This window comes from Elizabethkingia argenteiflava, assembly GCF_009904105.1.
Taxonomy (GTDB): domain Bacteria; phylum Bacteroidota; class Bacteroidia; order Flavobacteriales; family Weeksellaceae; genus Elizabethkingia; species Elizabethkingia argenteiflava.
The window spans coordinates 27552-50160 of the sequence record NZ_JAAABJ010000543.1 but is presented as its reverse complement, the minus strand read 5'-3'; the positions used below and the strand labels follow the sequence as shown (position 1 = coordinate 50160).

The following is a 22609-nucleotide window of genomic DNA, read 5'->3' as shown; positions in this document are numbered from 1 at the left end:
GCAAAGTTAATAAAATTGAGTTCAGCCTTTTGATAATTCATATAATTTCATATTTCTTACAAGCCAATAAAGTTTAACTTTGTAAGTTCTAGAATACAAAAACCGATAAGGGGGAGTACCTACTTGCCCAGTTAATATCCTATTTATATGAAAATTCTGATCAAAAATGCTAAAATCGTTAATCAAAATCAAATTATTGAAAGTGATCTGCTCATTGAAAACGATATAATTTCTGAAATCGCTAAAAATATTCCCAATAATGGAGTGAGTAGGATAATAGAGGCGAGCGGAAAATACCTCTTACCTGGCGTTATTGATGATCAGGTACATTTTAGAGAACCGGGCTTAACACACAAGGGAGATATTGCTTCCGAGAGCAGAGCGGCTGTAGCTGGAGGAGTCACTAGTTTTATAGATCAGCCTAATACGCTTCCCAATGCGGTAACTCAAGACTTGTTAGAGGATAAATATCGGATAGCCTATCGCAGATCCTATGCCAATTACGGCTTTATGATGGGAGGCTCTAATAGTAATCTTGACGAAGTACTGAGAACCAATCCTAGAAACGTTCCGGGGATTAAGTTATTTTTAGGTTCTTCTACTGGAAATATGTTGGTAGACAATCCTCAAACTCTAGAGCAGATTTTTAGCAGCACCTCCATGCTTATAGCCGTACACTGTGAAGATGAGGCCATCATAAAAGCCAATACTCAAAAGTATTTGGAAGAATATGGAGAAAATATTCCAATGAAGTTTCATCATCTTATTCGAAGTGAAGAGGCTTGTTATCAATCCTCATCAAAGGCGATAGCACTTGCCCAAAAAACGGGGGCCCGTCTTCATGTTTTTCACCTTTCTACATTAAAGGAAACAGAACTGTTCAGAAATGACATCCCTTTGGAGGAAAAAAAAATTACGGCGGAAGTATGTGTGCATCACTTAACTTTTACCAATGATGATTATGAGGCAAAAGGATGCTTGATAAAATGGAATCCCGCAATAAAGACTCAGCAGGATAAAGAGGGACTTTGGAAAGCCTTATTAGATGATCGTATCGATATTGTGGCAACAGATCATGCACCGCATACGTGGGAAGAAAAACAAAATCTCTATATAAAATGCCCTTCAGGCGGTCCTCTTATACAACACTCTTTAATCATCATGTTAGAGAACTACCGAAAGGGAAGGATATCCCTAGAAAAAATTGTAGAAAAAATGTGCCATAACCCGGCCATACTCTTTCGCATTGAAAGGCGTGGATTTATAAAAAAAGGATATAAAGCCGATCTTGTTTTGGTGGACCTCAATGAAAGCTGGAAAGTAACTAAAGATAAGCTGCTGTATAAGTGTGGGTGGAGTCCTCTTGAAGATAAGGTATACCATGCCAAAGTAAACTATACTTTTGTGAATGGAAAATTGGTGTATGAAAATGGTCAAATCTTAGAAGCCCCCTGCGGAGAGCGGTTATTGTTTGAAGTGAAATAAGTTTAGTACAGCGAAGGTTAATATTGAGGTTTATTACTCATGTAAAAAGTCAGCTTTCCTCCCTTCATCATTTCTGAATGTTTAAGACTGAAATTTTTTAGCTCTTTTCCATTTATCAAAATTTTTCGAACATATACATGTTCCGGTTTTTGGTCAAGAGCTTCTATTTCAAATTTATTTCCGTTCTCTAAATAAAGAATAGCCCTCTCTATAGCGGGGCTCCCTATGGCATAATCTTCCGATCCCGGAGCTACAGGATAGAAGCCCAAAGAGCTCAGAATGTACCAGGCACTCATCTGTCCCGTATCATCATTCCCTCCCAATCCATCGGGTGTTGGTTTATATTGCTTTTCCAAAATATGGCGAACCTGCCTCTGAGTCTTCCAAGCTTGATTACTCCAGTTATAGAGGTAAGCAACGTGATGAGCGGGCTCATTACCGTGTATATATCCTCCGACAATACCCTCTCGTGTAATATCTTGCGTCTTTGCAAAAAACTTATCCGGTAAATGCATGAAGAAAAGCGTATCCAATTTAGCACTGAATTTTTCTTGGCCTCCCATATACTGGATAAGAGCATGAGGGTCTTGGGGTACAAAAAAGCTGTAATTCCATGAATTACCTTCTATAAAACCTTGTTCATGTGTGTCTAGCGGGTTAAAATCCTTCTTGAAATGTCCATTCGATAAGCGTGGGCGCATAAAGCCTGTGTGTTGATCAAAGTTATTTTTCCAGTTTTCGGAACGTTTCATAAATTGATGGTAAACTTTAGTTTTTCCCAGATGTTTCGCTAATTGGGCAATGGCCCAGTCGTCATAGGCATATTCTAACGTATTGGAAACTGAGGTTGCATTATTTTCAGCGGGTATATATCCTTTATCTATATAGTCGCCGATTCCTTCATAGTTACGTTTATTGGCGGTGGCAATACAGGCTTGAAGGGCGGCCTCTGCATCTCCATTATAATTTCCTTTAATAATAGCATCGGCCAGTAAGCTTACGCTGTGATAACCACTCATGCACCAGTTTTCATTAGCATAATGGGACCATATAGGTAGCATTTTCATAGAAAATTGATCGTAATGTGCCATCATAGACTTCAGCATATCATTATTGCGCTTAGGTTGGATAATATTGAAAAGAGGATGTAAGGCCCTATAAGTATCCCATAGCGAAAAAGTAGTATAATTGGTGAAGTCAGCTGCTTTATGTATATTTTGATCCAGACCTCTATATTCGCTATTGCTATCCATATAGAGGTTAGGGCTAATAAAGGCATGGTACATGGCGGTGTAGAAATTTATTTTTTGATCCTCTGTTCCTTCTATAAGAATTCTGTTGAGTTCTTTATTCCAATCCTCTTGGGTTTGTTTTCTGATCTGATCAAAGGAAAGGTGAGTACTTTCTTTCTCTAAATTTTCCAGTGCATTTTTTTGGCTTACGGGGGAGATCGCGAGTCTAATTTCTATAGCCTCACCTTGCTGAGTTGTGAAGTCAAAATACAGGCGAACCTGTTTACCTGCGATTTCAGGAAAATTTTTATTTTGGTCAAACTTTCTCCAAAATCCCTTGTAGATGTTTTGATGATCATTATTTTGTTGCCCATAAGTTTTAAAAGCTTTTGAAAACTTCATGGCAAAATAAACCGTACGTGTACGAGCCCAACCGTTGGTTTGTCGATATCCGGTAAGGGATTGATTATCGATGAATCTTACGTAAGTCCAGATGTTTTTATCGCTATAATTGTAAATGCCAGCGATAAGATTTAGAATGATATGGGCTTGATCTGTTTTGGGAAACGTATATCGGTGTACACCCACCCGAGGGGTAGCGGTGAGTTCGGCTAAAACATTATAATCGTTCAGTTTTACTTTATAATATCCCGCCTCTGATTTTTCGTCTGTATGAGAAAACCGCGAGCGATAACCCTTTTCAGGATGTGTCGCCGTTCCAGGGTTGAGTCTAAGTTTACCCACTGTCGGCATGACCAGAAAATCACCGAGGTCAGAATGGCCTGTGCCGCTGAAATGGGCATGGCTAAAGCCGATAATTGTTTTATCTTCATAGCGGTATCCAGAGCAGTATTTATAGACGTCGTGATTATATTTCCCATTCAGATCATAGGATATTGTATCGGTTTCAGGGCTTAATTGTACTGCACCAAAAGGAGAGGCTGCTCCAGGATACGTGTGTCCCATTTTTTCAGTACCGATTAAGGGGTGTACATAGGATATAAGTTTTACATTTTTCTGGGCCTGGGAGTGGTAATAGAAAATAAGGGTAAAAAGAGTTAGGGATAATTTTGTAATATGCATGATATGAGATATTTAATAAATTAAAAATAAATAAAATGGGTTAAATATTATTGTGAACATATTACTAAGCAGTTGTACCTTATTTTTTTCCAATGAATATTTAGTATATTTAGGCAAAACAAAATCATGAATACGTACGAAAAGTCCATGTTAAAAGAGGGGGCTTTGGATGGTAAATCAATAATAGTAACAGGTGGCGGAAGTGGTCTTGGTAAAGCAATGACCAAATATTTTTTGCAACTCGGAGCTCGGGTGCTCATCACTTCTAGAAATATAGATAAACTTCGGAAGTCCGCCCAAGAGTTGGAAGCTGAAACAGGAGGTCAGGTCGTCTGTGTAGCTTGCGACGTTCGTAGTTGGCAAGAGGTAGAAGCCATGAAAGAAGAGGCGATCGAAAAATTAGGAAAAATCGATATTTTAGTTAATAACGCAGCTGGAAATTTTATTTCCCCTACCGAAAGACTCACGCATTCTGCCTTTGATTCTATTTTGGATATTGTACTCAAAGGGACGAAAAATTGTACGCTTTCTATAGGTAAACACTGGATTAATACTCAGAAAACTTCGGGTACCGTACTCAATATCGTAACGACTTACGCTTGGACGGGATCCTCCTATGTTGTGCCTTCTGCTTGTGCTAAAGCCGGGGTTTTGGCGATGACGCGTAGTCTCGCAGTAGAATGGGCTAAATATGGTATCCGCTTCAATGCTATTGCACCGGGTCCTTTCCCTACAAAAGGCGCTTGGGATCGATTGCTGCCAGGGGAGCTGCTCGAAAAATTTGATATGGCTAAGAAGGTTCCCCTTGGAAGAGTGGGAAATTACCAAGAGCTGGCCAATCTAGCAGCCTATTTGGTGTCTGATTTTTCAGCTTATATTAATGGGGAGGTCGTTACCATTGATGGTGGAGAGTGGTTGCAGGGTGCAGGTGAGTTTAATATGCTACAAGCCCTCCCTCAAGAGATGTGGGACCAGCTGGAAGCCCTCATAAAATCTAAGAAATCCGGCTAAAACATACAATAACCCATCCAAATGGAGAGAGGGATGGGTTGTTAAAACAGTCAATATGAAAAAAATTAGCTTTCGGCAGGTCTAAATACCAAACCACTTTCTTCAAAGTAATCTAAAGTAAGGCTATCACCATCATTGATGTTGCCAGCCAGTATTTCTTTTGATAATTTATTCAGGACTTCTTGTTGAATAACTCTTTTCAAAGGTCGTGCTCCAAACGTAGGATCGTAGCCCTTATTCATCAAATAGTTCATAGCATCTTGGGTTGCTGTCATTAGGATATTCCGTTTCTCCAGCATTTTATTGAAGTTTCTCAATTGATATTGTACGATTTTTCCCAATTCTTTTCGGGTCAAAGGCTGGAATAATACCACTTCATCAATTCTATTGAGGAATTCTGGGCGTAAACTTTGCTTAAGCAAATCGAATACTGCAGTTTGTGTTTTTTCGAGTATCTCCTTTCGATTTTCATCAGTAATTTCCTCAAGATTTTCTTGGATAAGATGAGAACCCAGGTTAGAGGTCATAATAATAATCGCATTTTTAAAGTTGACCACACGTCCCTTATTATCGGTTAATCTTCCATCATCAAGAACCTGAAGCAGCGTATTGAAAACATCCGGATGCGCTTTTTCAATCTCGTCTAAAAGCACTACCGAGTACGGCCTGCGTCTCACAGCTTCTGTTAGTTGCCCCCCTTCATCATAACCAATATATCCTGGAGGCGCTCCCACCAAGCGCGAAACACTATGACGTTCTTGATATTCACTCATATCTATTCTGGTCATATTGTTCTCATCATCGAATAGAAATTCTGCTATGGCTTTTGCCAACTCAGTTTTGCCAACTCCTGTAGTCCCTAAGAATAGAAAAGAGCCAATGGGTTTTCGTTCGTCGCTCAGACCTGCACGGTTTCTTCTAATGGCATCTGCAACGGCCTGAATGGCTTTTTCCTGTCCCACAATTCTTTTGTGAAGCTCATCTTCTAAATGAAGGAGTTTTTCCCTTTCAGATTGGAGAAGTTTGGTCACGGGTATACCTGTCCATTTTGCAATAACCTCTGAGATGTTTTCTACCGTCACTTCTTCTTTTATCAGTTCGTTCTGGTGATTTTGCATCTCCAGCTCCACTTTGCTCAACTCTTCTTCTTTTTCGCGGAGTGTTCCATATTTAATTTCGGCTACTTTTGCATAATCTCCTATCCGAGAAGCTCGCTCTATTTCCAATTTTAAAGATTCAATATCTTTTTTAATTTGGGTGAGATCCTCAGATTTTTGTTTCTCTTTTAGCCATTTAGCATTGATTTCATTTCGCTCTTCATTCAGCTTAGCAAGATCTTCTTTTAGATGATCTATTTTTAATTGATTACTTTCTCGCGAAATGGCGGCCAATTCAATTTCCATTTGCATGATTTTACGATCCAGTACATCTAACTCTTCAGGTTTGGAGTTAATTTCCATTCTCAATTTAGCAGAAGCTTCGTCTATAAGGTCTATGGCTTTATCTGGGAGGAAACGATCGGAAATATACCTTTGGGACATCTCCACAGCGGCTATAATCGCTTCATCTTTTATCCTGACTTTATGGTGAGCCTCATATTTATCCTTAATGCCCCGCAGAATAGAGATGGCAGATTCAGTATCCGGTTCTTCTACCATTACTTTTTGGAAACGGCGTTCCAAAGCTTTATCTTTTTCAAAATATTTCTGATATTCGTTTAGGGTGGTTGCTCCGATGGCTCTGAGTTCGCCCCTTGCTAAGGCAGGTTTCAGAATGTTAGCCGCATCCATAGCGCCTTCTCCTCCTCCTGCACCTACTAGCGTATGTATTTCATCTATAAATAAGATAATTTGTCCCTCCGATTTAATCACTTCGTTCACCACTGATTTCAAGCGCTCTTCAAACTCACCTTTATACTTGGCTCCTGCAATTAAAGCTCCCATGTCCAGAGAATACAGTGTTTTGTCCATCAGATTTTCCGGAATATCCCCTGCGATAATTCTGTGAGCGATACCCTCTGCTATGGCGGTTTTTCCCACGCCTGGCTCCCCAATGAGAATAGGATTATTTTTGGTTCTTCTAGAAAGGATTTGTAAAACTCTCCGGATTTCTTCATCACGACCTATCACTGGATCCAGTTTTCCTTCTGCAGCTAATTCATTGAAATTTTTAGCATATTTGTTTAAGGCCTGATAGGTTTCTTCGGAGTTTGTAGAAGTAGCTTTATTACCTTTTCTTAATTCTTTAATTCCTACTTCCAGTAATTCTCTTGTAACCCCCATGTCTTTTAAAAGTTTTGACACAGAAGAGGGGCTATCAATTAAAGAAAGCCAGAGATGCTCAAGGGTTACATATTCATCTCCCATTTTTTTTGCAATATTGGGGGCATCGAGCAAGACTTTATTGGCTGATTGGGAAAGATAGATATTGCCTCCCTGTACTTGGGGAAGCTTTTGCAGGCTGTCTCGATTTCTTTCTCTTAGTAGGCTAGCCTCTACTTCAGATTTTTTCAATAGAAAGGGTGAAATATTTTCGTCTACTTGGAAAATTCCTTCCAAAAGGTGTTGAGGTTCTATACTCTGATGTCCCAATTCCAAGGCCAGCTGTTGAGCTGATTGGATAGCCTCTTGCGATTTTACGGTATACTGATTTAAATTCATATTTTTTGTAATTTTTTTGATATTTTAAGATCTGAGATATCATCTGTACGTTATCTCAAACTCCATATTTCTTTTCTAATTTAATCCTGCTATTTTACTTTCAAAATTTATTCTATTTTATTTCACAGGTGTAAATAAGACAAAATTTCCGATTTTAAATTTTAAAACTACAGATAATGAGTCAAATTTTCTGAATTTTATCACCAAGAGAATGTCGTTTAAAATTTAATCAACTCAGCATTAAAGATAATACACTTTAGTCTGTTTTTAGAAAAATCAGAAACATTTAGAACCAAAGCAACAATTCTTATGCAAGCGAATATTGAAGATATATGAACTGTTTTTATATCATTTTTTATGAGTTGCTTTTGTGAGGTTTTCTCTTGTGTCTATTTAACTCAGGGCTTGCTATTTTGAAAATCTTAAATCGATTTCTCCACTTTTGAAGAGGTAGAATATAAGTCTGATGTTGGGATTATTTAATCCTTATAAGAAGTTCTTTGGAATGAAAGAGGCTCTTTCATAGTAATGAAGAGCATAAATCATTTCCAGAGGACTCTTTTTCGGCTTCCCCAATTCTGTGAAGCTTATCATAGATCTTTAATACTTTTAAAGCAAAGTAAAATCATGATCCTAAGATGATGCTCTGGAAATATATTTTTAGAGGAGGATTAAATAAAAAGCTTTTGGAGAAAAAAACGTAGATTTATTAAAACACAAAAAAATGCAACTTAACAAGAAACAAACAGAGATATTAGAGGTCGCGATAAATTTATTTAAAGAGAGAGGGTATCTGGCCACTTCTATGCGCGACTTAGCAGCTCATCTCCATATTAAGGCTCCTTCTCTCTATGCGCATATCCAATCTAAAGACGAATTGTTGCAATGGATATGTTTTAGTATTGCCCAAAAATTCTTTGAGGGACTAAAAGAAGTTCAGGCTGCAGAAGTGACAGCGAATCAACGTTTAAATTTGTTTATTGAAAAGCATTTGTGTATTGTTTTGGAAAATCCCAATGTTACTCACATCTATTCTAATGAATGGAAGCACCTTGAAAATAGGCTTACAGAGTTTTTGAAATTGAGGAAAAAATATGAGCATAAAGTGGAAAAAATGCTTTTTGAAATTTACCATACTGAGAATTGGGAGCTAAAATCGCCAGCTTTCACCACGAAATTTATCCTTCATACCTTAAATCACTCCTATTTATGGTTTAAAAAAAATAGGCACTCAACACCCGAAATCGCCGATGAAATAAGGGATAAAGTATTGTATGGTCTCTTAGGGCGTTATTAAAATGTGGCAAAAACCATAAAAAATTGTTAGTGCAGAAATTTTTGTTAAATTCATTCCTAACAAATGTTAGTTATAATTTTATGCATTTTCCAGTCGAATATTTACAACGAGATCAACTGAGAGCACTTCAATCCGAGAGATTGAGAAATCTTGTTTCCTATCTGGAACAGAAATCGGATTTTTACAAAGCAAAATTTAAAAGCTTAGCTGTTCGGGCGGAACATATAAATAGCATGGAGGATATTACCCAATTCCCCATTACCTATAAGCATGATTTGAGAGAGCATTACCCCTTCGGGTTATTGACCGTTGAAAAAGAAGCGCTTCAACGTATTCATTGTTCTACCGGAACCACGGGTAAGCCTACTGTAGTAGGTTATACCCGAGAAGATATTAATCTTTTTAGCGAGGTAGTGGCGCGATCTTTAAATGCGGGGGGAGCACAACCCGGAATGTTACTTCATAATGCTTATGGCTACGGGATATTTACCGGAGGTTTGGGCTTACATTATGGTGCTGAAAAATTAGGAATGAATGTCCTTCCAATTTCTGCTGGAATGACGGCTAGGCAGGTGGATCTTATTATGGATTTTAAACCTGAGGTACTCAGTTGTTCTCCCTCTTATGCACTTACCATAGCGGATGAATTGGCAAAAAGAGGCATAGGGGCAGATGAGGTGAGCCTGAAGTATGCCATATTAGGTTCCGAACCTTGGACTGAAACCGTAAGAAATCATATAGAACAGCAGATGGGCTTGCATGTAACGAATATCTATGGCTTAAGTGAAATTATAGGGCCAGGGGTTGCGATGGAAGATTGGGAGGAAAAAGGAGGTTCTTACATCTGGGAGGATCATTTTTTTCCTGAAATACTGGATCCTGTCACCCGCTTGCCTGTACCTTATGGAGAGGAAGGTGTTTTAGTACTTACCACGCTCACCAAAAAGGCCATGCCACTGTTACGTTACTGGACCAATGATATTACCAGTCTGTACTATGATTCCGATGCCAAACGGAGCATGGTGAAAATGAAGAATATCAAAGGAAGGGCAGATGATATGCTGATCGTGAGAGGGGTTAATGTATATCCCAGCCAAATTGAAGCCGCTTTTTCTCATATAAAGGGTATTGTTCCTCATTACTATCTGACTCCGATTGAGAAAGAATCTATGTGTATAGGACTGGAGATAGACGTGGAGATCGATGGGGTATGGCTAAAAGCACAGCCATTTGAAATCAACCATAGTGCTTATATGGACTTTTTCCATCGTTTTGCTGAAAGTATTGAGAAGGAGATTAAAAGAAGAGTGGGGATTACCACTAAAGTGAAAATTCACCCAGAGGGAGCATTGCCGAAATGCGAAGGTGGAAAAATTAACAGAATATTAAAAAAATGAATTTATTTTACAAACTAAAGGCAGTGAAAATTCAGAAAGAGGCTTGTGATGCTGTAAATGTAGCTGTAGAAATTCCAACTGAATTAAAAGATAAATTTAGATTTAAACAGGGCCAATATCTCAATTTCCGTATCATGATCAATGGCAATGAAGAGCGGCGTTCTTATTCCATATGCAATGCTCCCAGTGAAAAAAGCGATCACTTGGAGGTGGTGGTAAAGCGTCTAGAAGGAGGTAAAGTATCGACCTATTTCCATCAGCATCTTCATCAGGGAGAATGTTTAGAAGTTATGCCTCCCATGGGAAATTTCAACACCATCTATCACCCTACGAATACTAAAACCTATGTGGGCTTGGCTGCAGGAAGTGGTCTCAGTCCCGTGTTGTCGAATATAAAAGAAGCTCTTTATCAGGAACCTCATAGCAAGGCCTATCTTTTTTATAGCAACAGAAGTATGGAGTACATACTGAAGAAAAAAGAACTGGACCAATTAGAAGTATATTTTAAAGAAAGGTTAAAAGTGATTTACATGTTTAGCCGTCAAAGACATGAAGATCCGATTTTCGAAGGTCGCATTTCTGTCGAAAAATTAGAGCAGCTTTTTAAAAGATATTCAGAGATTGGCATTTCAGATGCGACCTATTTTATCTGTGGACCATCCGATATGATTAAGCTGGTGTCAAATTACCTTAAAAACGAAAAAAAAGTACCTGCAATACAGGTTTTAAGTGAGTATTTTTTACCTCCTGATGCAGAGAATACCGAGACGATGAGCGAAGCGTTTAAAGCGATCGCCAATGTAGAAAGTATGGTAACCCTTATTATCGATGATGATGAATACTCTTTTCACCTCAACTCTAAAAAAGAAAGTATTTTGGATAAAGCACTTCAGGAAAAGCTGCCTGTACCTTTTGCCTGTAAAGGCGGGGTATGTTGTACCTGTAAGGCCCAAATTATGGAGGGTGAGGTTTTTATGGAGAAAAATTTTGCACTTACCGAAGAGGAAGTACAAAGAGGTTATGTGCTTACCTGTCAGTGCCACCCCACTACCAATGTGCTGATGCTTAATTACGATATTTAAAATTATATTTATATTGATTATAAATAAGCAATATTTAGCGGTTAAATGAACCTGATTGTATCTGATAATTAGTTATTTATCATTAAGTTTATAAACAGTTTAACCGCTAAATTTAAAAATCATGGTTCAGTGGAAATTCGCAATAGCACTTCATGAAAATGAAGAATATAAGATTAAGGGGCTTAATATATGGAATTTTTCATGGAATTGTGTGGATAAAAAAGTAGAAGTACAAGATCCCTATGAAGGAAATGTATATTACTTTAAAGAATATGAGATTGAGAATGAGAACGAAAAAGTAAATTTTGTAGCCGGTGAATTTAGCAATCTTATGGTGGGTATTTATTTAAAAGATGACCTTAGCGAGGGCTTGGAATAATAAAAATAAAGGATATGGATATACAAAAATTTGTGGATTATGTCCATGGGGACAACAAAGTAGAACCCAAAGATATGATGCCAGATGACTATCGACAGCTTTTGGTTCGTCAGATATCTCAACATGCGCATTCTGAGGTGGTAGGTATGTTACCCGAAGCCAATTGGATTTCACGGGCTCCTTCACTTAGAAGAAAAATGGCACTTTTAGCAAAAGTTCAAGATGAGGCTGGCCATGGTCTCTATCTATATGCAGCTACGGAAACCCTCGGAAATGGGAACATGATAGCCGATAGGGATGCCCTATATGAGGATATGCTGGCCGGAAAAGCAAAATATTCCAGTATTTTTAATTACCCTACCCTAAGCTGGGCGGATATTGGAGCGATAGGTTGGTTGGTAGATGGAGCAGCGATTATGAATCAGGTCATGCTGATGGGGAATTCCTATGGTCCTTATTCCAGAGCCATGGTAAGGATTTGTAAAGAAGAATCTTTCCACCAACGTCAAGGTTATGAAATTTTAATGGCACTTTGTCGCGGAACCAAGCAACAGAAGGAAATGGCGCAAATTGCTTTAAATCGATTTTGGTGGCCTGCGCTAATGATGTTTGGGCCTCCCGATGAGCATTCATCTAATTCTAGAGTATCGATGAACTATAGAGTGAAACGAGAGACGAACGACAGTCTCCGACAAAGATTTATAGATGTCAGTGTGCCTCAGGCCGAATTTTTAGGCTTAAGAATTCCAGATAAGTCCCTTAAGTGGAATGAAGAAAGAGGGCATTATGATTTTGGTGAACTTCCATGGTCAGAATTCCAGGAAGTTTTAAAAGGCAATGGTCCCTGTAATAAAAAGAGAATGGAAGCCAAAAGAAAAGCCCAGCGAGAAAATGAGTGGGTAAAAGCGGCGGCTGTAGCTTTTTCAGAGAAACAAATAAAAGAGGAGCATAATCTATAATCACAAAAGAGATAAGACGAAGAGTTCTCGTAGTCAGAACTGTAAGACTAAGGTTTAAATATTTAAAAAATGTACAAGTATGAATCAGTTAGATGTATGGGAAGTTTTTATTCAGACCAAACCAGGATTGTCGCATAAGCATGCGGGTACCGTACAGGCTCCTACAGCTGAAATAGCTCTACAAAATGCAAGAGATGTTTACACCAGAAGAAAGGAAGGTACCTGTGTTTGGGTAGTCCCCAGTAAATATATTATAAGTTCTGAGGGAATGGATAAAGAAGCATTCTTTGACCCTTCGGATGATAAATTATACCGACATCCCACCTTTTATGAAATCCCTGATGAGGTAAAAAATATGTAAATGAACAAAGTACTATTTAATTATTTGTTGAAATTGGGTGACGATAGTTTTATCATGGGTCAACGTTTGTCCGCATGGTGTGGTAAAGGTCCTTATCTCGAAGAAGACATCGCTTTGACCAATATCGCTTTGGATCACTGGGGGCAATCTCATCATTTTTATCAGTATGCTTCTAGACTCAGCGAAAACGCTAGCAGTGTCGATGATTTGGCTTTTCTAAGATATGAACATGAATATCTGAATGCACACTGGGTAGAACTTCCTAACCAAGATTATGCTCAGACAATTCTTAAGACTTATATTTTTTCACTCTATCAAAAATTGTTGTACCAAGCCTTATCAGATTCAGAAGATGAAGAGCTGGCAGCCATAGCACATAAAGCGTTAAAAGAAGTGAAGTATCACTATTTACATGCGTCTTCTTGGATGAAAATTTTTGCTCAAGGAACCGATGAAAGTCGCGATAGAATCAATCTTGCGATTGAAAATATTTGGGAATATACCCAAGGTTTGTTTGCCACCGTAGAAGGCGAATCCAAGCTGGAGTCTTTAAAAATAACGCCTCCTATGGAGGTTGTATACCGAGACTTCTTAGCCGCTACGCAAAAAGACTTTTCTAATTTTGAATTAGACTATCCACAAGATTCCTTTATGCAACCCAAGTCCAGAACGGGAGAGCATACAGAGTATTTTGGGTATATACTATGCGAGTTACAGTATATGCAGCGGGCGTATCCAGGATGTACTTGGTAAAATAGCTTGGAGGTATTTGTTGAAACGCAAAAGAGAATCAATATTAAATAAAGAGAAGTGAGCCCTTTAGAGATATTATCCCAGATTCCGGATCCCGAAATTCCGGTTATTAATATTGTGGAATTGGGAATTGTTCGCAATATAAAGATTACTGGAGAAAACGCCTGTGAGGTGATAATTACCCCCACTTATTCCGCATGTCCTGCTCTGTTTGCTATTGAAACAGACATTGCCAGGATAATGAAAAATAATAATTGGGAGGCGAAAGTAATCACTCAGATCTCTCCTGTTTGGACGACCGATTGGATCACCGACGAAGCCCGAGAAAAGTTACGTCTTTACGGAATTGCTCCACCAGAAAACAAGGCCCATGAACACCTTATTGGAATTCCCAAGAAATGTCCCCGATGTGGTTCTATGCATACGCGACAAATAAGCAGATTTGGTGCTACCTTATGTAAAGCTGCTTACCAGTGTCTCGATTGCTTAGAGCCATTTGATTATTTAAAATGCCACTAAAAAATCAACAAGCTTAATTTATTTTTTAAATGCTTGTTTCTATATTATCAACCGTTGTGCATGATGAATTAAAGCGATAAAAAGTTATTCATTTGATTGATAATAAGTAAATTATAGATAACCTGGTTTCAATGAATAACTTAAGTGGAGCATACGAAATAATTTTGGAAGATTTAAGAAAAATATCAAAAGAAACCCCTCTGTCTTACCAAAGAAGAGGGTCTAAACGAAAGAATTTGGAATGCATAGGTTTTGCTCTAACTGCCGAATATATCCGAATGTATAGTGAAAATTATCTTTTTCGTTACATTCCAAAAACGATAAAATCTAAACTCAAACCAAGTCTCTATAATCCATGCAAAGGCAGATTGGAAGATAATGCTGATGACACTCGCCTGAAAATAGCACAACGTTTTAATGAATTTGATGCAGTTTTTATCATTAACAGTCTGGCTGTGGAAGCTAGTAAGCATTCTGGAAATACTACTTCAAAAATCTGTAATGACGCTCCATATTATGATTTGAACAGAGGTTTTTGCGCCGCTGAACAAATGCATTTTTATGTTTACAAACTTCATGCGGTTTGTTCTTTAGGTGGAGTTTTCCCGAATGTGGATAAAAGTCGCGCCTCTGCTGATGATATCCATTACATAAAAGACAGCTAGCCTTATGCAATTCCTCCACAAAGTCTTAATAGTAACAATATAAAAGTTAACATCACTAAAAATGCAAAAAGGGTATATAATAAATAAGAGTGACATGCAGATAAATTATTAACTTGTTAGAGAAAAAATATTTTTATGAATTACACGCAAATTGATATTGAAACTAGGTTGGAAGGAAAGCTTAAAATAGCCTATCTTAATCAACTTGAAACTTATAATTCTTTAAATATCAGTATTTTGACTGAGATAAGGAATTTTATGGAGGACTGTGATAAAGATGAGCAGGTGCGTTGTATTGCTATATCAGGCAGGGGGAAAGCTTTTTGTTCTGGACAGAATTTGAATGAAGCCATAGCTTTGGACAGTAATATTAAGGATGAAAGAGTTATCCAGCGTACAGTAGTGGATTATTATAATCCCCTTGTAAAATCTATTGTTAAGAATTCCAAACCTGTGGTCGCTTTAGTAAACGGTCCTGCTGTAGGAGCGGGAGCAATGCTAGCCTTGATTTGTGATTTTTCTCTGGCCACCCAAAGCGCCTACTTTTCACAAGCTTTTATTAACATAGGCTTGGTTCCCGATACCGCCGGCACCTACTACTTGCCCAAATTACTCGGGCGTCAATTGGCCAGCTATTTAGCTTTTACAGGAAAAAGACTTTCTGCCTCCGAAGCCAAGAATTTAGGTTTAATAGCCGATGTATTTAAGGATGAAGACTTTGAAGATCAATCCTTCGCTTTATTGACTGAGATTGCTCATTTGCCTACAAAAGCTATAAGCCTTACCAAAAAAGCCTTTAACAGATCTTATGGTAACAGCCTCAATGAGCAGTTGGATATAGAAGGGATTTATCAGCAACAAGCTGCGGAAACAGAAGACTTTAGAGAGGGGGTAAAAGCATTTTTAGAAAAAAGAAAACCCAATTATACAGGTAAATAATATTCACTGATCTCCTTAATCTATAGAGATGAGGTTCACCAATGACGACCAAATCCATAAGCATGAAAAAAATTGGAGTAATAGGTTCCGGAACCATGGGTATTGGAATCGCCCAAGTGGCTGCCATGAATGCGTGCACAGTTTTCTTATACGATAACAACGGCGCGCAAATTGACCAAGCGCTTCACCATCTCCAGAATCTTCTGGAGAAACTTGTAGCAAAACAAAAAACATCCAAGGAACAGGCTACAGAAATTATGGCTAATATCAAATCCTGTAAGAGGCTAGAAGATTTAAAACATTGTGATTTGATTATAGAAGCTATTGTGGAGAGCAAAGAACTTAAAATAAAAGTTTTTCAGGAACTCGAAAATCATATTTCCGATCATTGTATTATAGGCTCTAATACTTCTTCTATATCCATTACTTCATTATCCTCTGGGCTGAGCATACCCCAACGCTTTATAGGAGTTCACTTTTTCAATCCCGCACCTTTAATGCCTTTGGTAGAGGTTATCCCTGGTTTATTAACGGATTTAAATTTACCACAGCAAATTTGTAAACTGATGCAATCTTGGGGTAAAGTCTCCATCTTCGCAAAGGATGTTCCAGGCTTTATTGTCAATAGAATTGCACGTCCTTATTATGGAGAAGCTTTGAGAATAGTAGAAGAGAAGATCGCCTCCCCTCAACAAGTGGACGAAGCCATGCGTCTGCTGGGAAATTTTAGAATGGGACCTTTTGAGTTAATGGATTTCATCGGGATTGACGTTAACCTAGCCGTAAGCACTACCGTCTTCAGAGATTATTTTTATGATCCCAAATACAAGCCTTCTTTACTGCAGCAACGTATGGATGAGGCCAAACTCCATGGTAGAAAGACCGGACGTGGATTTTATGATTACAGCGAAGGGGCAGAAAGGCCGCAAGCCCAAAAAGATGAAGTTTTATACCGACAGATATTTTTAAGAATTATAGCGATGTTGATCAATGAAGCGGTGGAAGCTAAAAGACTAGAAATTGCGAGCGATGAAGATCTGGAATTGGCCGTACAGAAAGGACTGAACTATCCGAAAGGATTATTAGGCTGGGGGCGAGAAATAGGTTATTCCGTAATTTCCCAAACCCTCCAAACCCTCTATGAGGAATACCAGGAAGAGAGATACCGGCAAAGTCCTTTGCTGAAAAAATTACATTAGAAAAGAAAATGAAGACCATAGAAGATAAATTTCTATGGCGATTTATATTAACCCATTGATCTGATTAAAGATGATGACACCCGAACAAATTACCGATTATATATTCCGTCAGGATTATTTCTCCCAGTGGTTGGGGATACAAGTGATTGAGGCCAGAGAACATTATTGCTTATTGCAAATGAGCGTGAGAAAAGAAATGATTAACGGTCTTAAAACCGTCCATGGAGGCGTGACTTTTTCTTTGGCCGATTCGGCATTGGCTTTCTCAGGAAACAATTCCGGAGAGGCTGCTGTAGCTCTTAACTGTGTGATTAATTTTATAAAAGCCAGCCGAGAAGGCGATGTTTTGAGCGCCGAGAGCAAGCTTGTAAGCAATACGCGTAAAACCGCTGTTTACGATATCCAGATTACCAATCAAAATCAAGAGCAGGTGGCCAAGTTTGTGGGAACCGTCTATAAACTCGGAAGAAAAGTGCTGGATTTATAAAAAATGAGGTGTGATGTATAAACTTATTGATTTTAGAGAATATCATCCTAAGACGATTCTATTGGATGAGTTACCTTATAAATTTAGTATTAAGCATGTAATATTATTGATTTTGATTACAATTGTAATGTATGTACTATTATACTTTAGTGATTTAATATTCACCATTTTCATGTCTCTTTTCTTATTCGGTAGTATTTTTTACCTTCTTTATGAGGAAAAAAAGGTAAAAAAAAGAGTTCCGGATTATAAGGTTCCAAATTTTTTTCTATTTATAAATTGGGAAGATCCTATTTTAGTTCAGGCCTATCATCAGGAATTGATCAAAAGCCCATTGATCGAGATGTCCAAAAGAGATTTGGAGTACAACGAAATACTTAATGAACAGACCAAACCTCCTAATCCTATTTTCAATAAGGATTATATGATGCTCATTATAGGTTTTATGGGGATAGTGGTGGCGGCTTATTCACCCGTATTTCAGCGTATAGAAAATTTATGGGAGGTCATTACCCTCATGTTGTATGTATCTCTTGTGATCCTAGCCCTAGTCCATTGGCTCAGTTACCTTAATTATAGCTCTGCAAAAACAAAGTATGGATCATATAAACAGAGAAAGGCTGTAATCGATTTTTTACTATTTTATCATAAAAACAAGAATAAAATCACAAATAAGAGTGGAAAAGATGAAGAATAAAGTTTATATTATAGACTACATTAGAACGCCTATTTCAAGGCTACAGGGCGGCTTATCACAAATTAGGGCAGATGATCTTGCAGCGGTTGTAATCAAAGAAATTGTAAACAGAAATCCCAATGTCCCTGTGCAAGCAATTGAGGATGTTATCTTGGGGTGTGCCAATCAGGCAGGAGAAGACAATCGCAATATCGCAAGAATGGCTCTTCTATTGGCTGGGCTCCCTTACCAAATCGGGGGAGAAACTGTCAACAGACTCTGTGCTTCGGGAATGTCGGCTGTGGCCAATGCCTTTCGATCAATTGCCTCCGGTGAAGGGGAGATTTACATAGCAGGAGGGGTGGAGCATATGACGCGTTCTCCTTATGTACTCTCAAAACCTACCCGATCTTTTGGGCGGGATAGCCAGCTGTTCGATACCACTTTTGGGTGGCGTTTTGTCAATCCTAAAATGGAAGAATTATATGGTGTAGACGCCATGGGGGAGACGGCAGAAAACTTAGCCGATTTGCACCATATCAGTAGAGAAGATCAAGATAAATTTGCTTTGTGGTCTCAGCATAAAGCCTCCAAAGCACAGAAAAGTGGAAGGCTGGCGCAGGAAATTGTAGCAGTTGAAATTTCTGAAAAGAAAGGAGAATCTCTTATATTCTCTCAGGATGAATTTATAAGGCCCACCACCTCTTTAGAAGGTTTAGCAAGGTTGAAGCCGGCTTTCAGAAAGCATGGGAGTGTCACTGCCGGAAATTCTTCGGGCTTAAATGATGGAGCAGTGGCCCTTATTCTAGCGAGCGAAGCTGCCGTTATAAAATACGGATTAATACCCAAAGCTAAGATTCTGGGGTCTGCTACTGCCGGTGTAGAACCCAGAATAATGGGAATAGGCCCGGTGGAAGCCTCCCAAAAATTATTAAAGAAATTCAATATGTCATTAGACGATATGGATATTATTGAGCTCAATGAAGCTTTTGCAGCTCAATCGCTTGCCGTAAGCAGAAGTCTAGGCTTATCAGATCAGGACCCTAGGCTTAACCCTAACGGCGGGGCTATTGCTTTGGGGCATCCTCTGGGTGTTTCCGGAGCTAGAATTGTAGGTTCAGCGGCTTTAGAACTTCAGCAACAGCATAAAAAATATGCGCTGTGTACCCTTTGTATAGGAGTGGGGCAAGGTTATGCGATGTTATTGGAAAGCGTCTAAGACAATCATTTGCTCTTTTAATGTTTATACGATTAAAAAAATACGACTATGAATATTTATTCATACCATGGAATTCGCCCTGTGATAAAACCCTCCGCCTATATACATCCTCAGGCCGTGATTATAGGCCATGTAGAAATAGGTGAAGAAGTGTACATAGGTCCCCAGGCGGTGATCCGAGGGGACTGGGGTAAGATTCTTATTAAAGACGGGGCGAATGTACAAGAAAACTGTACCCTTCATGTTTTTCCAAATATAGAAACTATTTTAGAAGAATCCGCACATATCGGGCACGGTGCTATTATTCACTCGGCACATATTGGAAAAAATTGTTTGGTGGGTATGAATGCTGTGGTTATGGATAAGGCGGTGATCGGTGATGAATGTATCATCGGGGCTTTGGCTTTTGTACCTGCTTATTTCAAATCAGAGGACCGAAAGCTTATTGTGGGCAGCCCGGCGAAGGTGATTCGAGATGTCTCTGATGAAATGATCAGTTGGAAAACAAAAGGTACCCAGCTTTATCAGGAATTAGCAAGAGAAGCTAAAGAGGCCATTTTGCCTTGTGAACCTCTCTCAGAATTTAAAGAGCAGTCCCCCTCAAAAATTGTTGATTATAATATTTGGCAAGATGTAAAATAGTCTGACTTTGTAGGCTATAAAATTTCAAAAAACTACAAATTTCAAAAATATTATGGAAAAATTAAAAAATTATATTTATGGACAATGGATAGAGGGGACGGGTGCTGGTCAGCCACTGTATAACGCGGTAACCGGAGCTTTGGTTGCGATAGCTGATACTGAGGGACTTCAGCTTGAGCAGGCGCTAGATTATGGGAGAACTCTAGGTTCTCGTAATCTATCTTCCATGACTTTTTATGAGCGTGGTGAAATGTTAAAGAAACTAGCTTTATACCTCTTGGAGCGGAAAAAAAAATACTATGCTCTTTCTTACAAAACAGGAGCCACACATAGAGATTCTTGGGTGGATATAGAGGGCGGTTTTTCTACTTTCTTTACTTATTCGGGATTAGCCAAAAGAAAATTACCCAATACCCCATTTTGGGTTGAAGATGAAACGTATAAAATATCCGAGAAGGGTACCCATTTGGGGACTCATATTTTCACCCCTAGCCAGGGAGTTTCAGTACAGATTAATGCCTATAATTTTCCGGTTTGGGGGATGTTGGAAAAGTTATCTACCTCTTTACTGGCAGGGGTTCCCAGTATTGTAAAACCCGCCTCGCCTGGTTCCTATCTTACCTATGCTGTTTTTCAGGATATGATAGAAAGTGGTTTTTTACCTGAGGGGGCTATTCAGTTGGTGTGTGGAGAACCACAAAATATATTGGATTACGTTCAGGATGGAGATTCGGTGTTGTTCACAGGTTCTGCACATACGGGGAGACGGTTAAAATCTTTAAGTTCTATTGCTGGAAAGGCCATACGTTTCAATATGGAATCAGATTCGCTAAATTCATCTATTCTGGGTCTTGATGCGCATCCAGGGACGCCGGAGTTTAATTTGTTTATAAGAGAGGTTTGTCATGAAATGACCGCAAAAACTGGCCAGAAATGTACGGCTATCCGTAGGATTATGGTGCCTGAGGCATGGATAGGGGATGTTCAGCGAGCTTTATCTCAAACCTTGGATCAAATAAAAATTGGAAATCCCTTAAATCGCGAAACGAGGATGGGCGCTCTGGTAGGCAAAGAGCAACAAACAGATGTGCAGAAGAAAGTAGATCTCCTTCGCACAGAAACGGAATTAGTGTATGATGGACAACATATATTATTAGATGCAGATTATGAAAAAGGAGCATTTATGAGTCCCAAGTTATTGCTGAACGACAGGCCTTTTGAAAAAAATATTTCCCATGATGTAGAAGCTTTTGGGCCAGTGGCGACCTTAATGCCTTACCGGGATGCAGACGAGGCAGTAGCCTTAGCAAAAAGAGGAAAAGGAAGCTTGGTAGGTTCTATTATTTCTCGTGACGAGCCGTTTATTGCAGAAATTGCGTTGAAAATCGCTTCCCAGCATGGTAGAATCTATGTATTAAACAGAGATAATGCAAAAGAAAGCACCGGACATGGTTCTCCCCTTCCTACCCTTATACATGGGGGACCTGGTAGAGCAGGAGGTGGCGAAGAGATGGGGGGATTAAGTGGATTGTATTTCTTTTTGCAGAAAACAGCAATTCAGGGGTCTCCAGATGTATTGACGGCGATTACCCAAATATATCAGCCGGGAGCAAATAAGAAAATTTCAGATAAGCACCCTTTTCAAAAATATTTTGAAGAAGTAGAGGTAGGTGATGCAATAGAAACGGGAGGGCGAACGGTGACACAGGCTGATATTGTTAACTTCTCCAATTTGTCTTGGGATCATTTTTACGCCCATACCGACGCTACAAGCTTAAACGGGACTATTTTTGATAAAACGGTAGCCCATGGTTATTTTATCCTATCAGCAGCGGCAGGATTATTCGTTTCCAAGGAAAAAGGACCTGTAATAGCCAATTATGGACTGGAAGCTTGTCATTTTCTGAAACCTGTTTATGCGGGAGATACAATTAGAGTATACCTCATGGCAAAGGAAAAAATTAACAGAGGTGTTAAGGGCAGAAATATTCCTTCCGGGGTGGTAAAATGGTGGGTAGAGGTAGTCAATCAGAGAGAGGAGACAGTATGTATTGCAACCATTTTAACTTTAGTAGCTAATCGATCACCTTTTATAGATTTAGATCTTAAAAAAATAGCATCCATACTGAATTGTTTACAAGAAGAAATATCCCCCTTATGGGGAGAGATGACTTCGCAACACATGCTTGAGCATTTAGAAAAAACTATTTTAATAAGTACAGGTGAGCCTGAAGTGGAGAAGTGTTTTAGTTCTCAAATACAAATTGAAACATATCAAGATAGTCTCTATAATCATCAAAAATTCCCTAGAGATTTCTGGATACCCGGTTTACCAACTAAGGGAAATTTACCGTCCTTAGTACATGCCAGTTTTGAACAGGCTAAGGAATCTTTTATGGAGCAACTAAAAAGAATGATTATTTACTACAAAGAAAATCCCCAAGCAGAACATCTACATCCTCTATTTGGAAAATTGAATAAAGAAATGTGGGAGTTATGCCACAGAAAGCATTTTACTCACCATTTTGAGCAGTTTGGATTAATTTGAAAAAAATTAAGCATAA

Annotated in this window: 20 protein-coding genes; 18 read left to right on the top strand and 2 right to left on the bottom strand. The window is 38.7% G+C overall.

Annotation, left to right across the window (positions count from 1 at the left end; translation table 11 throughout):
• Positions 1–147 precede the first annotated feature (147 nt).
• The gene (locus GNY06_RS09080; protein ID WP_166519787.1) at positions 148–1485 is read left to right on the top strand and encodes a dihydroorotase; all 1338 of its coding nucleotides are present in this window, start codon (positions 148–150) and stop codon (positions 1483–1485) included.
• A gap of 17 nt (positions 1486–1502) precedes the next feature.
• On the opposite strand, the gene GNY06_RS09075 is transcribed toward GNY06_RS09080, so the two are convergent.
• On the bottom strand, positions 1503–3800 hold the full coding sequence (locus GNY06_RS09075) for a GH92 family glycosyl hydrolase (protein ID WP_166519786.1): 2298 nt from the start codon (positions 3798–3800) through the stop codon (positions 1503–1505).
• A 126-nt stretch (positions 3801–3926) separates the two neighbouring features.
• Here GNY06_RS09075 and GNY06_RS09070 point away from each other — a divergent pair, with 126 nt between their 5' ends.
• Positions 3927–4811, top strand: a complete 885-nt coding sequence (locus GNY06_RS09070) for an SDR family oxidoreductase (RefSeq protein WP_166519785.1) — start codon at positions 3927–3929, stop codon at positions 4809–4811.
• Between the two features lie 65 nt (positions 4812–4876).
• On the opposite strand, the gene clpB is transcribed toward GNY06_RS09070, so the two are convergent.
• A complete protein-coding gene (gene clpB / locus GNY06_RS09065; RefSeq protein ID WP_166519784.1) occupies positions 4877–7471 on the bottom strand; it encodes an ATP-dependent chaperone ClpB in 2595 nt (864 codons plus the stop codon).
• Between the two features lie 724 nt (positions 7472–8195).
• Between clpB and GNY06_RS09060 the strand changes: the two genes are divergently transcribed.
• The 16 genes from GNY06_RS09060 (at position 8196) to paaZ (ending at position 22593) form a co-directional block, all read left to right on the top strand.
• A complete protein-coding gene (locus GNY06_RS09060; RefSeq protein ID WP_166519783.1) occupies positions 8196–8768 on the top strand; it encodes a TetR/AcrR family transcriptional regulator in 573 nt (190 codons plus the stop codon).
• An 80-nt stretch (positions 8769–8848) separates the two neighbouring features.
• Positions 8849–10165: a phenylacetate--CoA ligase family protein gene (locus GNY06_RS09055; protein ID WP_166519782.1), complete on the top strand. Its 1317-nt coding sequence runs from the start codon at positions 8849–8851 to the stop codon at positions 10163–10165.
• Positions 10162–11247 (top strand): 2Fe-2S iron-sulfur cluster-binding protein, encoded by a 1086-nt coding sequence (locus GNY06_RS09050; RefSeq protein WP_166519781.1) that lies wholly within the window; start codon positions 10162–10164, stop codon positions 11245–11247. Before GNY06_RS09055 ends, GNY06_RS09050 begins: the two co-directional genes overlap by 4 nt.
• A gap of 121 nt (positions 11248–11368) precedes the next feature.
• Positions 11369–11626, top strand: coding sequence for a hypothetical protein (locus GNY06_RS09045; protein ID WP_166519780.1), 258 nt, complete (start codon positions 11369–11371; stop codon positions 11624–11626).
• A gap of 14 nt (positions 11627–11640) precedes the next feature.
• Positions 11641–12585, top strand: a complete 945-nt coding sequence (gene paaA / locus GNY06_RS09040; RefSeq protein WP_166519779.1) for a 1,2-phenylacetyl-CoA epoxidase subunit PaaA — start codon at positions 11641–11643, stop codon at positions 12583–12585.
• Positions 12586–12664: 79 nt separating this feature from the next.
• Entirely contained in the window at positions 12665–12946 is a 282-nt protein-coding gene (gene paaB / locus GNY06_RS09035) for a 1,2-phenylacetyl-CoA epoxidase subunit PaaB (protein ID WP_166519778.1), read from the top strand.
• Positions 12947–13699 (top strand): 1,2-phenylacetyl-CoA epoxidase subunit PaaC, encoded by a 753-nt coding sequence (paaC, locus tag GNY06_RS09030; RefSeq protein WP_166519777.1) that lies wholly within the window; start codon positions 12947–12949, stop codon positions 13697–13699.
• 57 nt (positions 13700–13756) lie between these two features.
• Positions 13757–14218, top strand: a complete 462-nt coding sequence (paaD, locus tag GNY06_RS09025) for a 1,2-phenylacetyl-CoA epoxidase subunit PaaD (protein ID WP_166519776.1) — start codon at positions 13757–13759, stop codon at positions 14216–14218.
• Between the two features lie 131 nt (positions 14219–14349).
• Positions 14350–14883 (top strand): hypothetical protein, encoded by a 534-nt coding sequence (locus GNY06_RS09020; RefSeq protein WP_166519775.1) that lies wholly within the window; start codon positions 14350–14352, stop codon positions 14881–14883.
• Positions 14884–15018: 135 nt separating this feature from the next.
• Positions 15019–15822: an enoyl-CoA hydratase/isomerase family protein gene (locus GNY06_RS09015; RefSeq protein ID WP_166519774.1), complete on the top strand. Its 804-nt coding sequence runs from the start codon at positions 15019–15021 to the stop codon at positions 15820–15822.
• A gap of 62 nt (positions 15823–15884) precedes the next feature.
• Entirely contained in the window at positions 15885–17021 is a 1137-nt protein-coding gene (locus GNY06_RS09010) for a 3-hydroxyacyl-CoA dehydrogenase NAD-binding domain-containing protein (protein WP_166519773.1), read from the top strand.
• Positions 17022–17094: 73 nt separating this feature from the next.
• Complete coding sequence (gene paaI / locus GNY06_RS09005) at positions 17095–17508, top strand: hydroxyphenylacetyl-CoA thioesterase PaaI (protein WP_166519797.1); 414 nt, start codon at positions 17095–17097, stop codon at positions 17506–17508.
• Between the two features lie 13 nt (positions 17509–17521).
• Complete coding sequence (locus tag GNY06_RS09000; protein ID WP_166519772.1) at positions 17522–18205, top strand: hypothetical protein; 684 nt, start codon at positions 17522–17524, stop codon at positions 18203–18205.
• Positions 18195–19403 carry a 3-oxoadipyl-CoA thiolase gene (gene pcaF, locus GNY06_RS08995; protein ID WP_166519771.1) on the top strand — a complete coding sequence of 403 codons (1209 nt, stop codon included), beginning with the start codon at positions 18195–18197 and terminating at the stop codon, positions 19401–19403. The genes GNY06_RS09000 and pcaF overlap by 11 nt, the downstream gene beginning before the upstream one ends.
• Positions 19404–19451: 48 nt before the next feature.
• Positions 19452–20045: an acyltransferase gene (locus GNY06_RS08990; protein ID WP_166519770.1), complete on the top strand. Its 594-nt coding sequence runs from the start codon at positions 19452–19454 to the stop codon at positions 20043–20045.
• A 52-nt stretch (positions 20046–20097) separates the two neighbouring features.
• Positions 20098–22593, top strand: a complete 2496-nt coding sequence (gene paaZ, locus GNY06_RS08985; RefSeq protein WP_166519769.1) for a phenylacetic acid degradation bifunctional protein PaaZ — start codon at positions 20098–20100, stop codon at positions 22591–22593.
• Positions 22594–22609: the final 16 nt, after the last annotated feature.

Bases quoted from the DNA above. Each gene is read 5' to 3' on its own strand.
- GNY06_RS09080 (WP_166519787.1), top strand. From the start codon at position 148: ATGAAAATTCTGATCAAAAATGCTAAAATCGTTAATCAAAATCAAATT.
- GNY06_RS09075 (WP_166519786.1), bottom strand. From the start codon at position 3,800: ATGCATATTACAAAATTATCCCTAACTCTTTTTACCCTTATTTTCTAT.
- GNY06_RS09070 (WP_166519785.1), top strand. From the start codon at position 3,927: ATGAATACGTACGAAAAGTCCATGTTAAAAGAGGGGGCTTTGGATGGT.
- clpB (WP_166519784.1), bottom strand. From the start codon at position 7,471: ATGAATTTAAATCAGTATACCGTAAAATCGCAAGAGGCTATCCAATCA.
- GNY06_RS09060 (WP_166519783.1), top strand. From the start codon at position 8,196: ATGCAACTTAACAAGAAACAAACAGAGATATTAGAGGTCGCGATAAAT.
- GNY06_RS09055 (WP_166519782.1), top strand. From the start codon at position 8,849: ATGCATTTTCCAGTCGAATATTTACAACGAGATCAACTGAGAGCACTT.
- GNY06_RS09050 (WP_166519781.1), top strand. From the start codon at position 10,162: ATGAATTTATTTTACAAACTAAAGGCAGTGAAAATTCAGAAAGAGGCT.
- GNY06_RS09045 (WP_166519780.1), top strand. From the start codon at position 11,369: ATGGTTCAGTGGAAATTCGCAATAGCACTTCATGAAAATGAAGAATAT.
- paaA (WP_166519779.1), top strand. From the start codon at position 11,641: ATGGATATACAAAAATTTGTGGATTATGTCCATGGGGACAACAAAGTA.
- paaB (WP_166519778.1), top strand. From the start codon at position 12,665: ATGAATCAGTTAGATGTATGGGAAGTTTTTATTCAGACCAAACCAGGA.
- paaC (WP_166519777.1), top strand. From the start codon at position 12,947: ATGAACAAAGTACTATTTAATTATTTGTTGAAATTGGGTGACGATAGT.
- GNY06_RS09020 (WP_166519775.1), top strand. From the start codon at position 14,350: ATGAATAACTTAAGTGGAGCATACGAAATAATTTTGGAAGATTTAAGA.
- GNY06_RS09015 (WP_166519774.1), top strand. From the start codon at position 15,019: ATGAATTACACGCAAATTGATATTGAAACTAGGTTGGAAGGAAAGCTT.
- GNY06_RS09010 (WP_166519773.1), top strand. From the start codon at position 15,885: ATGAAAAAAATTGGAGTAATAGGTTCCGGAACCATGGGTATTGGAATC.
- paaI (WP_166519797.1), top strand. From the start codon at position 17,095: ATGACACCCGAACAAATTACCGATTATATATTCCGTCAGGATTATTTC.
- GNY06_RS09000 (WP_166519772.1), top strand. From the start codon at position 17,522: ATGTATAAACTTATTGATTTTAGAGAATATCATCCTAAGACGATTCTA.
- pcaF (WP_166519771.1), top strand. From the start codon at position 18,195: ATGAAGAATAAAGTTTATATTATAGACTACATTAGAACGCCTATTTCA.
- GNY06_RS08990 (WP_166519770.1), top strand. From the start codon at position 19,452: ATGAATATTTATTCATACCATGGAATTCGCCCTGTGATAAAACCCTCC.
- paaZ (WP_166519769.1), top strand. From the start codon at position 20,098: ATGGAAAAATTAAAAAATTATATTTATGGACAATGGATAGAGGGGACG.